Origin of the sequence: Alteromonas sp. KUL42 (genome assembly GCF_006538325.1) — a bacterium.
Lineage (GTDB): Bacteria > Pseudomonadota > Gammaproteobacteria > Enterobacterales > Alteromonadaceae > Alteromonas.
On record NZ_BJKK01000015.1, the window covers coordinates 81,147 to 93,696 of the forward strand.

11 protein-coding genes and 1 tRNA gene are annotated in these 12,550 nt (G+C 43.3%); 5 read left to right on the forward strand and 7 right to left on the reverse strand.

All coding sequences use genetic code 11. The features are described 5' to 3' along the window. Nucleotides 1-104: 104 nt before the first annotated feature. From EYR97_RS17295 to EYR97_RS17305, 3 genes are all read left to right on the forward strand, one after another. Nucleotides 105-1,067 carry an iron ABC transporter permease gene (locus EYR97_RS17295; RefSeq protein ID WP_131095013.1) on the forward strand — a complete coding sequence of 321 codons (963 nt, stop codon included), beginning with the start codon at nt 105-107 and terminating at the stop codon, nt 1,065-1,067. A 4-nt stretch (nt 1,068-1,071) separates the two neighbouring features. Further along, nucleotides 1,072-1,884: an ATP-binding cassette domain-containing protein gene (locus EYR97_RS17300; RefSeq protein WP_131095014.1), complete on the forward strand. Its 813-nt coding sequence runs from the start codon at nt 1,072-1,074 to the stop codon at nt 1,882-1,884. 86 nt (nt 1,885-1,970) lie between these two features. Beyond that, on the forward strand, nt 1,971-3,314 hold the full coding sequence (locus EYR97_RS17305) for a class II 3-deoxy-7-phosphoheptulonate synthase (RefSeq protein WP_131095015.1): 1,344 nt from the start codon (nt 1,971-1,973) through the stop codon (nt 3,312-3,314). A 71-nt stretch (nt 3,315-3,385) separates the two neighbouring features. Here EYR97_RS17305 and EYR97_RS17310 read toward each other — a convergent pair whose 3' ends face one another. From EYR97_RS17310 to EYR97_RS17335, 6 genes are all read right to left on the reverse strand, one after another. Beyond that, complete coding sequence (locus tag EYR97_RS17310) at nt 3,386-5,155, reverse strand: GGDEF domain-containing protein (protein ID WP_131095016.1); 1,770 nt, start codon at nt 5,153-5,155, stop codon at nt 3,386-3,388. A gap of 14 nt (nt 5,156-5,169) precedes the next feature. Beyond that, nucleotides 5,170-5,373 carry a hypothetical protein gene (locus EYR97_RS17315; RefSeq protein WP_131095017.1) on the reverse strand — a complete coding sequence of 68 codons (204 nt, stop codon included), beginning with the start codon at nt 5,371-5,373 and terminating at the stop codon, nt 5,170-5,172. A 148-nt stretch (nt 5,374-5,521) separates the two neighbouring features. Continuing rightward, on the reverse strand, nt 5,522-6,889 hold the full coding sequence (locus EYR97_RS17320; RefSeq protein ID WP_131095018.1) for a GNAT family N-acetyltransferase: 1,368 nt from the start codon (nt 6,887-6,889) through the stop codon (nt 5,522-5,524). Nucleotide 6,890: 1 nt separating this feature from the next. Next, entirely contained in the window at nt 6,891-8,267 is a 1,377-nt protein-coding gene (locus EYR97_RS17325; protein ID WP_165478088.1) for a pepsin-like aspartic protease, read from the reverse strand. Nucleotides 8,268-8,365: 98 nt separating this feature from the next. Further along, a complete protein-coding gene (locus EYR97_RS17330; RefSeq protein WP_131095020.1) occupies nt 8,366-8,581 on the reverse strand; it encodes a DUF3820 family protein in 216 nt (71 codons plus the stop codon). Nucleotides 8,582-8,585: 4 nt separating this feature from the next. Continuing rightward, nucleotides 8,586-10,391, reverse strand: a complete 1,806-nt coding sequence (locus tag EYR97_RS17335; protein WP_131095021.1) for an ABC transporter ATP-binding protein/permease — start codon at nt 10,389-10,391, stop codon at nt 8,586-8,588. A gap of 341 nt (nt 10,392-10,732) precedes the next feature. On the opposite strand from EYR97_RS17335, the gene moaA reads away from it, so the two are divergent. Further along, a complete protein-coding gene (gene moaA, locus EYR97_RS17340) occupies nt 10,733-11,701 on the forward strand; it encodes a GTP 3',8-cyclase MoaA (protein ID WP_131095022.1) in 969 nt (322 codons plus the stop codon). 88 nt (nt 11,702-11,789) lie between these two features. Then, nucleotides 11,790-12,317: a GNAT family N-acetyltransferase gene (locus EYR97_RS17345; RefSeq protein WP_131095023.1), complete on the forward strand. Its 528-nt coding sequence runs from the start codon at nt 11,790-11,792 to the stop codon at nt 12,315-12,317. Nucleotides 12,318-12,426: 109 nt separating this feature from the next. Here EYR97_RS17345 and EYR97_RS17350 read toward each other — a convergent pair. Continuing rightward, a tRNA-Val gene (locus EYR97_RS17350) sits at nt 12,427-12,502 on the reverse strand. Between the last annotated feature and the right edge of the window lie 48 nt (nt 12,503-12,550).

Sequence of the window (12,550 nt, forward strand, 5' to 3'; positions counted from 1 at the left end):
CACCAGTAACGCCTTGCGATGGACTATTTTGACCATCAGTACAAAAAATGAACAAAGATAAACAGGCTCTAACAATTAATAGCATTTAAAAATGGGAACCTAGTTTGAATAGAGGCACAAAGAGCGCCATTGCCCTTACGATACTTTTGATTGCCGTGACAGCGGCTATTTTAAGCACAGTATGGGGAAGCGATGCTGCAATCCCGTTAAAGCAGCATATTACGCTGCAGATCCAACTGCCTTTGGTCATTACTGCAATACTTGTAGGTGCTGCGCTGGCGAGCAGTGGTGCAACATTACAGGTAGTATTGCGCAACCCGCTTGCCGACCCCGGAATAGTGGGCATAACCAGCGGTGCAAGTTTAGTGGCGGCAATTTTATTGTTGGTTACGCCAAGCTGGGCGTCGGAGTATTTTCACTATCTACTGCCTTTGGGGTGTTTTATAGGGGCGCTTGCCAGCACCTTGTTACTTTATGCGATGGCGAGAAGACTGCTTGGCTCTTCTACCGCAGTGATCCTTTGTGGCGTGGCAATCTCGACCTTAAGTGGGGCTATTATTAGTTGGCTCTACATGTTCAGCGACGCGAATGCATTGCGCAATCTCACCTTTTGGTTAATGGGTAGCTTATATCAAACCAATTGGCCAATATTGATGGTTGGTGCGCCACTTATTATTACGGCGCTTGGTTTGCAGTCGTATTTTGCGGGCGATTTAAACAAACTATATGGTGGAGACATTGCTGCTAAAAATAGCGGCGTAAATGTAGAAAAGCTCACAGAGCGCTGCTTGTTAGTATGCGCTGTTGCTGTTGGCGCTGCTGTTTCGATGGCGGGCTCAATTGCGTTTGTTGGCCTACTAATACCGCATATTTTGCGCCTTGTGATTGGGCACAATAATCGGTTCATTGTGCCTTTAAGTGCATTGGCAGGGGCGTGCCTTCTTCTTATTGTTGCACTAAGCTCAGAACTCACTCGAGCTATCACGTTGCCAGTATCAATGATCACCGCCACTTTGGGTGGGCCGTTACTTATTTGGGCGTTATACAAAGGTCAAGTGAGAGGGTAGTGTAATGGCTAAAGGCGCAGAAGCTTCAATAATATCATTACGTCAGGTAGCCCTCAAAAATCGGTTTACCATAGATAACGTAGATGTGGCTAAAGGGCAGTGTATTCATATACTGGGCCCCAATGGCGCGGGAAAATCATCATTGCTTTTGGTCATGGCAGGGTTGCTAGAACCTGATTCCGGGCAAGTATCTTTGTACGAACGTCCTATGTCTTCATGGTCACTGGCAACTCTAGCCGGTGTACGAACAATGCTTGGACAGCACAGCCTAAGTAGTTTTCACCTTACTGTTGGCGAGTACTTGAGTTTCTATGCTCAACCTGTGATCGCAAAAGGCAGCAGCACACCGCACTTGTGTTCACAGCCTATTCCTCCGCTTATTGAAAAGGCACTTGAAGTAACGTCGTTTCTGCCTAAAGTACTTACTCATTTGTCAGGGGGGGAAAGACAGCGCGTTGAAATTTGCCGTACGCTTTTGCAAATATGGCCCCTTCTTGAAAAGGGAGAAGGGCTTGTATTACTTGATGAACCTCTTCAAGGGCTTGATATCCGCCATCAGTACGCACTGGCTAATTTGGTAAACGTACTGTGCAAAAAAGGCAATACTGTTGTTATGAGTTCCCACGATATTAGCCTAAGTGCCAACTACAGTAACACCTTGTGGTTAATGCATAAGGGGGCGTTAGTTGTGCAAGGTTTACCAGAGAACGTTGCCACTAAACATTACTTAGAATCGGTGTTTGAATGTCATTTTGCTATAAGCAAGCACGATAACTTTCTAGAAATTCAAGTTTGCGCCCCTATTTCCCTAGAATAAATGTGGTAAAGTGCCGTCAGCTTTTTTGAACAGTCATTTTTTTAAGACGTTTGCCCTACATCGAAAAATTTTTCAGGAGAACACCGTTGAGTAATTGGCAAGTAGACAGTTGGAGAAATAAACCTATTCTTCAACAACCAGAGTACGATGATAAAGTACGATTAGCACAAGTAGAGCAAACATTAAGTACGTATCCGCCCCTCGTTTTTGCCGCTGAAGCACGTGAGTTACGCCGTCAGCTAGGCGAAGTAAGCTTAGGAAAAGGCTTCTTGCTGCAAGGTGGCGATTGTGCAGAGTCATTTGATGAATTTAATGCACCTAAAATTCGCGATACGTTTAAAGTGTTATTGCAAATGGCCATTGTATTAACGTTTGCTGGACGCTGCCCTGTTACTAAAGTGGCACGTATGGCAGGTCAGTATGCCAAGCCCCGCTCTAGTGACTTTGAAACCCGAGACGGGGTAACACTACCGAGTTATCGCGGTGACATTATTAACAACTTTGAGTTTACTGAAGCGGCACGTCGTCCTGATCCTGACCGTTTACTTGAAGCCTATCATCGCAGCGCATCAACACTTAATTTATTGCGTGCATTTGCACAGGGTGGTTTAGCTGATCTTCACGAAGTGAATCGCTGGAACATGGCGTTTGTCGAGAATAATCCGCTGAAAGAGCGTTATTCAGACATGGCAATGCGAATTCAAGATACCTTGGCGTTTATGGATGTGATTGGAATTAATTCTCATACCAGTCCAACATTGCATGAGACGTCGTTATTTACCTCGCACGAAGCGCTTTTACTTAATTACGAACAGGCGCTTACTCGCATTGATACGTTGACAGGTAAGCCTTACGACTGTTCAGCGCACATGGTATGGATTGGTGAGCGTACGCGTCAGCTCGATCATGCGCACGTTGAGTTCTTCCGTGGTATTCACAACCCAATTGGCGTGAAAGTAGGGCCAAGCATGCAAGAAGACGAACTTATTCGTTTGATTGACGCACTAAACCCATTGAACGACCCAGGCCGTTTGACATTGATTACCCGTATGGGCGCAGACAATTTGGCCGACAACCTTCCTCGTTTATTGCGTAAAGTGAAAGCGGAAGGGCGTCATGTGGTGTGGAGCTCTGATCCAATGCACGGCAATACCTTCTCAGCATCAAGTGGTTACAAAACCCGTAACTTCGACGCTATATTGCGTGAAATTAAGCAGTTCTTCCAAGCACACGAAGCTGAAGGTACGCATGCCGGCGGTATTCACCTTGAAATGACAGGGCAGCACGTTACTGAGTGTACCGGTGGTGCTTACCAAATTAGTGATGACGATTTAGCACAAGCGTATAAGACGCAATGTGATCCGCGTCTAAATGCAGACCAAGTACTAGAGATGGCATTTTTGGTAGCCGATCATTTGAAAAATGCGTAAGTAGTAATCAATCTAACATTAATAAGCCCCTGCATAAAAACGCTGGGGCTTTTTTAATGTTTTTAAACGTCTCACGCGGGTGAAGCTGTTGGCGAAGTCGATGATGAAGATGGTGTTGATGTGAAAGAGGGTTCGTAAACATATACATCATTTCTTCCAGCGTGCTTACTTTTGTATAACGCATCGTCAGCACATCCGTACAACGAGTCAAAACTATAACCACATTGAATGGAGTCTGATACGCCAAAACTGGCGGTAACTTTCAATGATAAAGCGCCTGACGGTGAGCAGTCTAAATTTTCAATCGCCTGACGACATTTTTCTGCGATAGTAATTGCTTGTTGTGCATCACATCCACTAAGTAGAATGGCGAACTCCTCGCCCCCCATACGACCAAAAAGGTCGCTATTTCTCAACAATGGTTTTACCGCTTTTACGGTGTGTTCAAGTACCCAGTCACCAGTAAGGTGACCATGATTGTCGTTTACATGTTTAAAAAAGTCTAAATCGAAAATAATGAACGAAACCGGTGATGCAAGCACTGATTGCTGCGCTATTACGCGCTCAGACTCGGCACTAAAGTGGCTGCGGTTAGCTATATTGGTAAGCTGATCAACTTGGGCCTTGTGTCGCAACATTGCATGCATACGACGGTTCTTACGTGCCCAAACAAATGTACCTATTGTCAGAAGTGCTAATATGACAGCAATAAGTTGGGTATTGAGTTTCTCTTCGCGCTCAGTTAACGCTTCAGCCTTTAAAATAGCGTTTTCTTTGTCTAGTAATGCAATTTTGTTATTTTTCTCGATAGACTCAATTTTCGCTTGTTGAATGGCGAGCTGTTTGGCCTTGGTTTCGTCAAGGAAAGCTTTTTCGGCCTCTGCGTAGAGTTTGTAGTATTTAAGTGATTCGCTCAATTGGCCGAAGTGTTCGTGCACTTCTGAAAGGACTTTATAAGCTTGTACTCGTGGCTGAGTCACATGCAAAGACGTAGCATACGATAGTGATTGCTGAGCATCATCTATTGCCTCTTTAAAGTAGCCTAGCGATTGTTTTATTTCAGCATTCGTAGAGTAAAATTCGGCAATAATTCTTGGGTACCTGCTGTTTAAAAACAATTGTTCAGAATCTTCTAAAAGTTGAATGGCTCTTTCTGGTTTTTTTGTTTCAACCAAATGTTGTCCTTTCAAAAGCGTTGATATCCCAACGAGTATAGGTTCATTGGCACTTTTACACGTTTCGATTGCTTCTTCGTGCCTATTAATATCGGCTAGAAACCCCAGTTTTTGATGTGCTTCTAACAGTGTGCTTTTGAATATACAACTTTGTCTAAGGTCTAATTTGTTTTCGTCAACCTGTTGTAAAAGCTGGCTAGATGATTCGTTATCGTCTGCTAAATTATAAAAAATAGCTAATACGAAGGTAGCGTTCAGCTGCACTTTTTTTGATGCAGTTTTTATAATGGAAAGTAATTCTTCAGCTTCAATATAGCCAGAATGGAAGTCTCGAGCTATTCCTCGGTAGTTTACGATAGACATCATGGAGATAACTTTCAAATCATTATCAGATGTATTTTTGTATGCGCTGTAATAGTATGACAAAGCGTCAGACGCTTTCCCTTTGAAGCCGTATAAGTACCCTGTTAGATATTCAAGATAGAAGAATTGCTCGCGTGAAAGCATTCCTTCTTTTGAACGAAGCGTATTTATGGTTGCTTCAAATAATTCGATATCACTACTTTTGACGTTGTTGGCTACTTCGAAAAGCTCCTCAATTTCAGAGTTCGCGAGGGTATCAAAAGCCAATGAATATAGAAAAACGAATAAAAGAAGCAACCGCATATCTGTAAACTCAGTTATTGCAAGGTGACTTTATCTTCACCCTCTGTCTTATCTTCTTCTTCAGTGTTATCTTCATCATCCTCTTCAGCGGGAACCATAAAACACCACATTTTTTCATTTTGCTCGCCAATTTGGTCAAGAATAGAGTTAGCAAGTTGTTTGTCTTCTTGAAGACTAGCGTTTGCACCAAGTTGCTCTAATAGTTGTACGGCACTCATTGATTTTCCTTTTTATAATAAAAAACAGTTTAGGCCAAAAATACTATACCAATACTTTTGGCCAAGTATATGACAAATTATAGATTGCTTTACTCAAGCCACACACCTCTTGCTAATGGCGTTTTTCACACTCCACTTTCTTCACTTTTTAACAAGTCGAAACTGGAATGTTTGCTTTAACTGGGCGGCTCCATTCTTTTATTTTCATATGACATTGTTGGCTTTCGCCAACCGCATATTCCTTTTTAGTTTCAATTCTAAAACCCAAATTGTCTACGAATTTTTTTACGGGAATATTGGTTGGGTTAAATCGCGCATAAATATGAGTAAGGTTCAGTTGATGAAACCCAATATCGACCAGCGCCCCCATACCCTCAAACGCATACTGTTTACCATTGGCTTTAGGCAGCAGCATTATTCCAATTTCAGCTTCGTCATTTTTATCTTTCGCCCATTTGAGCATTTGTATACCAACGGCTTTCTCGGTTTCTCGTTCGCTAATTAGCCAAATTCTTAGGTTTGGTGGAGAATGATGATTTGCTTTAACAGCATTTATCATTGCTTTCTCAGCTTTGTCCCTCGTGTAGACAGGCCCAATTTTTCGCATCACGTTTGGGTCTTGGTAAAGCGATGCAGCAAACGGCACATCTTGTTCTTCTAGCAGCCGGTGGCTTAAACGCTGGGTGTAAAAAGCGGTCATTTGCCGTTCTGCTCGTCTAATTGTGCCAAGCGAGCCAGTACTTTGTGGTTGCGCTGCAGTTTTTTTAGCAGGTGGAATGGCCATAGTGGTGTGTTGATTAACCACAACCTTATCGAAGTCGCTTAACGCAATCCAATCCATACGAGTTTCGTCAATGGGTAAGGTTTTGGCTTCGTACAGGGCAACTTTATGATCGCTTGGGTATATCTCTAAAAGTAGCTCTTTAAGTACGGTTCTATATACGTTTGTAGTTTCAAAGCGGGCGGCACTTCTATCGCCAGCAATACCTACTTGCCATAAAATGAGGTATGCCGCAGCGTCGATGTTTCGTTCGTAAAACATAAACTGCGACGCTTCAAAGTGTTGGCAACCTGTTTTACCGGGGTCTATGCCTAAATCGGCATAAAGGCAATCTTCTGCTGACACGCCGGCTTCCATATGGGCGTCAAACCCTTCGCTACGGGCTACCTCTATTACCTTATGCGGTGCCCATGCAAAGACGCCGGGGTGGCCATAAAAAGCGCCAACCACTTTTTTACCAGCGCGGACTTCTACCATCATGGCCTCTACCATTTCTTTGTAGGTATCGCGACGGTCTTTGCCTTCGGCATAAAAGATTTGCAGGCTACGCACGTCGCTGTTCATTTCTTTTACCCAAAGTTCGGTAAAATGGTTAGACATGCTGCAAAACACCACATCGGCTTGTTCAATGTAACTGCGACTAAGTGGGCAAATATGTGATCCCAAGGTCATGCCCACGCCAACGCATACAATGCTGCCATGCTGTGTTGTTTCCTTTGTTTGTGGAGTACTCACGTTATTCCTTATTCTTGTTCTGCTTGGTCTGAGAGTGAAAAATACCACTGCTTTCTAGATGTAACGCATCGCTTAACGAGGTTTTTGTGGCAAATTGAATTACGCCTTTGTCACCGTTTTCTCTGTCAAAAATGGTGTAGTAGTTGTTGAGTAAGGGTAACCCCAGAATACTCTGATTTGGCCAGTTAGGCGTGCTCAAAATTTTAAACGAGACCATTTCAGGTTCCGGAGCATGTATTTGCCAGTAATGCTCAGGTGGAATACATAGGCGAATATCTCGGCCTTTATTATGGCCTTTATGTTTGCCTTCAATGTCATCATTACTGTTGTTGTCTGCCTCTGTATTTTCACCCTCAATGTACAAATAAATATTCGGCCATTCGTGTAGGTTGACTTTATTCGCATCAATGCCTTTTTCAGTACCATCAAAGGTCATAAAAGGGGCAAGTAAATTGGTGAACTGCGGGTTATGGTTGGCAAAGTCGTTCATTAGTTGCTTATACAGCGAGGGCGGAAACATCACCATAGAAGCGCCGCTGTCTACAATGCCATTGGTACAATAGCCTTTTACTTCGCTGTCTTTTAACGCAGGCGCGCTGCGTTTGGGTTGGCCGTCTATTTGCACCGCTTTCACGTTTACGTTGTAGTATTTGTCGTGAAGCACTTTTGCAGTGTGAATAGGAGCCTTATACAAATCGGCGTGAATATGCGGCTTTCCAAGTACCAATAAGCCATGGTTGGCTTTACTGGCTTGAAGCTTTCGAATAGGGCAGTGGCTGTTGGTCTGAAAAATACTGGAACGGTGTGTGAGTAGCGCAAACTGATTAGCCACAACACCTTGGGCTTCAAGCTGGGTAAAATAAGGGGTTAGTGTTTGTTTTGGGAAATCATGTAACCATTTGCGGTAGTCTCGCACACTGGCATCGGTTTGGTTCAAGGTATACGGGTACGTCACTTCTGGGCTTACTTCACGGGTTTGCAAAAATGAAGTTAAGTCATACGCGGTATTCAGCCCGTCATAGGCAAGACCTAAAATCCCGTCTGCCTGAGCAAAACTCTGGCTTTCTTCTTTAGCGGTAACGGCAACGTGTACGTCGTCTAAATGAATACTTAAGCCCAAACCGTGAAACGACACACGGGTATTTACCACCGGTCCATACCATCCACCCATACCATAGCAAACATCTTGTTCGTATGGTGTGGGTTTAAGGGCGGTGTCTTCATGTGGTTGATAGCTACCGTTATGCACAACCAGTGTGCTGCTGCCTGTGTCTAATACTAGATTTACAGGGTGCTGATGCTCGCCCAGTTTCACATGAGCACAATAGCCACCTTTGGCATAAATATTAGTTAGCGGGATTCGAAGTGAGCGAGTCAAACTAGACTTCCTAACTAGTTCATTAACAAAGAAAACCGTACCAAGTAGAGGGGCGCTAGGCAAGGTTTTTGTTAAGCCAAGAGCTGCTTATTGTCGGGTTAGTCGTCGTTTAGTAAAGGAGCTACCACTGACTCAAGTCCATTGAGTTTTATTTCGTACATCAGTGCAAGCTGTTCCCCCAATTTGTTTTGAGGGAAGCCTTGCTTGTGAAACCACACCAAGTAAGGTTCAGGCAAATGATACAAACGCCGTCCAGCATATTTGCCAAAAGGCATAACTTGATTTATCGCGTCTTTTATTAAGGTGGGATCCATATTCTTAAATTTGTTTCTCGTCTTCTGCGTGTTTTTCCCGTTGTTGTGCTTGCCATAATGTGGCGTATTCGCCATTGGCGGCAAGCAACGAAGTGTGTGTCCCTTCTTCGACTATATTGCCATTTTTTAGTACCAAGATTTTGTCAGCATCAATAATGGTAGACAGCCGGTGGGCAATTACCAAGCTGGTGTGCCCTTTGGCTGCATCGCGAAGCGCAGATAGAATAGCTCGTTCAGAAGTACTGTCTAGAGAGCTGGTGGCTTCGTCAAAAATCATAATTGGCGCGCCTTTTAGTAAAGCTCTGGCAATTGCCACGCGTTGCTTCTCTCCACCTGAAAGTTTTAGGCCTCTTTCGCCCACGGTGGTCTCAAGCTTGTCGGGCAACTTGGCAACAAAGTTTTCTAAATGGGCCAGCTTGATCACGTTTTCTATTTCTTCAATAGACGCGTCTGGGTTTCCATAACGAATATTTTCAAGCAATGTGGTGTTAAACAGCACAGTATCTTGCGGAACTATACCAATGTGGCTGCGTAAGCTCTGTTGTGTAATATCTCGAATGTCTGTTCCATCAATTGATATTGCGCCGCTACTTGGGTCGTAAAAACGAAAAAGCAGTTTCATCAGTGTAGATTTACCCGCACCACTTTCACCAACAACGGCTACTTTAGCGCCGGCTGGCACATCGAAGGTGATGCCATTTAAAATTGGGCGCCTTTCGTTATAGGCAAAGACAACGTTTTCAAACTTTATTACGGGGTTTGTGGTTTGTAACGCAGCGGCGTTGTCAGCATCTTTAATTGCTGGTGCTTGGCTTAGTAAATCAAATAATTTATCTATGTTAGCCAGGCTGCCGCGGATCTCTCGGTATACAAAGCCTAAAAAGTTGAGCGGCATAAAGATTTGCATGGTGAATGCGTTAATCAGTACAAAGTCACCAATGGTCATTTCACCATTTATTACCCCAAAGGCGGCGTTTGCCATCATCGAGGTCATTGCAATGGCAATAATTGCTGCTTGGCCACCGTTTAATGCAAATAATGACAAACGGTTTTTTCTGCGCGCTTGCTCCCATGTGGCCAAATCCGAATCGTATCGATTAGCTTCAAACGCTTCATTGTTGAAATATTTAACAGTTTCAAAGTTTAGTAAGCTGTCGACTGCACGTGAATTTGTGGTTGAATCGGCTTCGTTCATTTGGGTAACAAAGCGGGTACGCCAGTCAGTCGCTTTCATAGAAAAGCTAATGTAGGTAATTACACTAATGACAATAATTAGCGCAAAAGACACGCCAAATTGAAACAGTAACAAACCCACAACTAAACCGATTTCAAGTAAAGTGGGAACAATGTTAAACACCATAAAGCGCATTAAAAAGCTGATGCCACTGGTGCCCCTTTCAATGTCTCTGGATAGCCCTCCAGTGCGCCTGTTTAAATGAAACCCTAGGTCGAGGGTATGTAAGTGTTTAAATACTTTCAAACCCAACCGGCGCATTGCCCGTTCAGTAACACGGCCAAATAAGGTGTCTCGTACTTCACCTAAAATAACGTTTGTTAGCCTTAATGTACCGTAAGCGACAATTAAACTAATTGGTACGGCCATGGCCAATGTGGTTAAGTCGCCATTGAGGCTGTCGACGGTATATTTGAGTACATAAGGCAAACCGATACTGGCGAGCTTGGCGGCAACTAAGCAAAGAAGCGCTAGAGCAACCCGACGTTTAAACTCAAGTAGATATGGCCAAAGCTGTGAGAGAACGTGCCATTTTACGGGTTCATCGATATTCGCAGGAAATTGATTTCTTCTCATTTTATAGTTTTGAGTGATTAGGTAAGTGGCTAAAGTCTGCTTATCTTTGTTTTTTTGTCCTAACCCCAAAGGGGGATTCACAATTTGTAAACAAAGATAAACAGACTCTAGAGCCCGTCATTTTGATGTAAAGGGTACACTAGATTGCACTGCAACGCTTTTTTTAAATGAATGAAAGGTCTTCGCAAATAAATTGGTCTTAGTTATAGCAACCTGAATGTTTTATTCTTTCAATGCGCGTCGTACACTACAAATTAGCTCAGTAGAGATAGGTATAGATATTGGGCATTTTGTTTTTTTGCAATTGAATGTGTTTTCACAAAAAGTAATTAGGAGTTGGTTTGTTAGAAGATAGTTTCGGTAGACAGTTTCACTATTTGCGTTTGTCAGTGACCGAAGCGTGCAATTTCCGCTGTCAGTATTGTTTACCCGATGGGTATGATGGCCCTTCTAGCGACCACTTTATGTCTCTGCCAGAAATTGACACTCTTCTTAAGGCGTTTGCTCGACTAGGTACTTCAAAAGTACGTTTAACTGGCGGTGAACCTACGCTGCGCCGAGACTTTCTAGATATTCTGCATTTAACCGCGTCAACACCAGGGATTGAGCGTGTGGCTATGACAACCCATGGCGCACGTATGGAGAAATTCGCGGCTAACTGGAAAGCTGCGGGGCTACATCAAGTTAATGTAAGTATTGATAGTTTAGATCCTCGCCAATTTGCTGCAATAACTGGGCAAGATAAGCTAAAAGCGGTATTGCGAGGGCTTGATGCGGCTATAGATTGTGGTTTAGACGTAAAAGTGAATTCAGTATTACTGAATGACTTCTCAGACAGCCGTTTACAGCGCTTTTTAGCGTGGTTAAAAGAGATGCCTGTAACACTACGTTTTATTGAGTTGATGGAAACCGGTGATTTACACCAGTTTTTTAATAAACAACATCAAAGTGGTTCGCCTCTTAAAGCTACGTTGATGAAAATGGGGTGGCAGCCATTAATCAGGCGAAAAGATGCTGGGCCCGCTCAAGAGTTTTATCACCCAGACTATGCAGGGCGTATAGGGTTAATAATGCCGTATAGCAAAGACTTTTGTAAAAGCTGTAACCGCTTAAGAGTGTCTGCTCCCGGAAAGCTTCATTTGTGCCTATTTAGCGAAAACGGCATTGATATGCGTGAATTGTTAGCGGGTGGAAATGTGGATGAAGTGGTTTTGTTTTTGCAGAAAGTCCTTGGGCAAAAGCATGAAACCCATTATTTACATGAAGGAAAGACAGGGGCAACGAAGCACCTAGCAATGTTAGGTGGTTAAAAAATGTGTAATTTATTTGGTTTGTAGCGAATATGGACTATATTCATTTTTGAAAGCACATTTAAAATTATAACGATAAAGGAAGTATATGCATATTAAGGACAGTGCGCGCCTTTCTTACCACTACATCACCGAAGCAGATGAAGACTTTTTATGGGAACTGGATCAGGACGAGCTGGTTATGAAGTACATCAACGGTGGTAAAAAGTCGTCTAAAGAAGATATTCGCGATATTTTCATACCTCGGTTAACTGCATTTTCGAACCCTGCATTTGGTTGGGGGTTATGGCGGGTTGAAACTCTTGATACAAAAGAGAGCATAGGTTGGATTTTAGTGCGTCCTTTTGGCTTTTTCACCCAACACCCCGAAACGGATAATATTGAATTAGGCTGGCGGTTTTTACGTAGCAGCTGGGGGCATGGTTATGCAACAGAAGCAGCTATGGCAGTAAAAGATGCCCTTTATGAAATAGGTATCGAAAAATTTTCCGCTATTGCTAAGCCTGAAAATAGTGCGTCAATTAACATTATGAAAAAGCTTGGGATGACATTTAGTCACGAGCTAGAGTACAAAGATAAGGTGTTTCACGATACCGTAGTGGTGTATACCGACTAGAAAAAGCGATGTGTAGCAACTAAAAACTCTAATCTATCGCAAATGATGACGGTGGATGTCATGACTGATGCTTTTTAAGTGCTAGTGAATATTGCGAAGTTCTAATGAATGGTGGACGCTACTGGGCTTGAACCAGTGACCCTCGCCTTGTAAGGGCGATGCTCTCCCAACTGAGCTAAGCGTCCGTATATTTTAAATGCATTTGAAAAAAGGTGGTGGACGCTACTGGGCTT

Coding starts and splice junctions, on each gene's coding strand:
- EYR97_RS17300 (WP_131095014.1), top strand. CDS start 1,072: ATGGCTAAAGGCGCAGAAGCTTCAATAATATCATTACGTCAGGTAGCC.
- EYR97_RS17345 (WP_131095023.1), top strand. CDS start 11,790: ATGCATATTAAGGACAGTGCGCGCCTTTCTTACCACTACATCACCGAA.
- EYR97_RS17310 (WP_131095016.1), bottom strand. CDS start 5,155: ATGCGGTTGCTTCTTTTATTCGTTTTTCTATATTCATTGGCTTTTGAT.
- EYR97_RS17315 (WP_131095017.1), bottom strand. CDS start 5,373: ATGAGTGCCGTACAACTATTAGAGCAACTTGGTGCAAACGCTAGTCTT.
- EYR97_RS17335 (WP_131095021.1), bottom strand. CDS start 10,391: ATGAGAAGAAATCAATTTCCTGCGAATATCGATGAACCCGTAAAATGG.
- EYR97_RS17330 (WP_131095020.1), bottom strand. CDS start 8,581: ATGGATCCCACCTTAATAAAAGACGCGATAAATCAAGTTATGCCTTTT.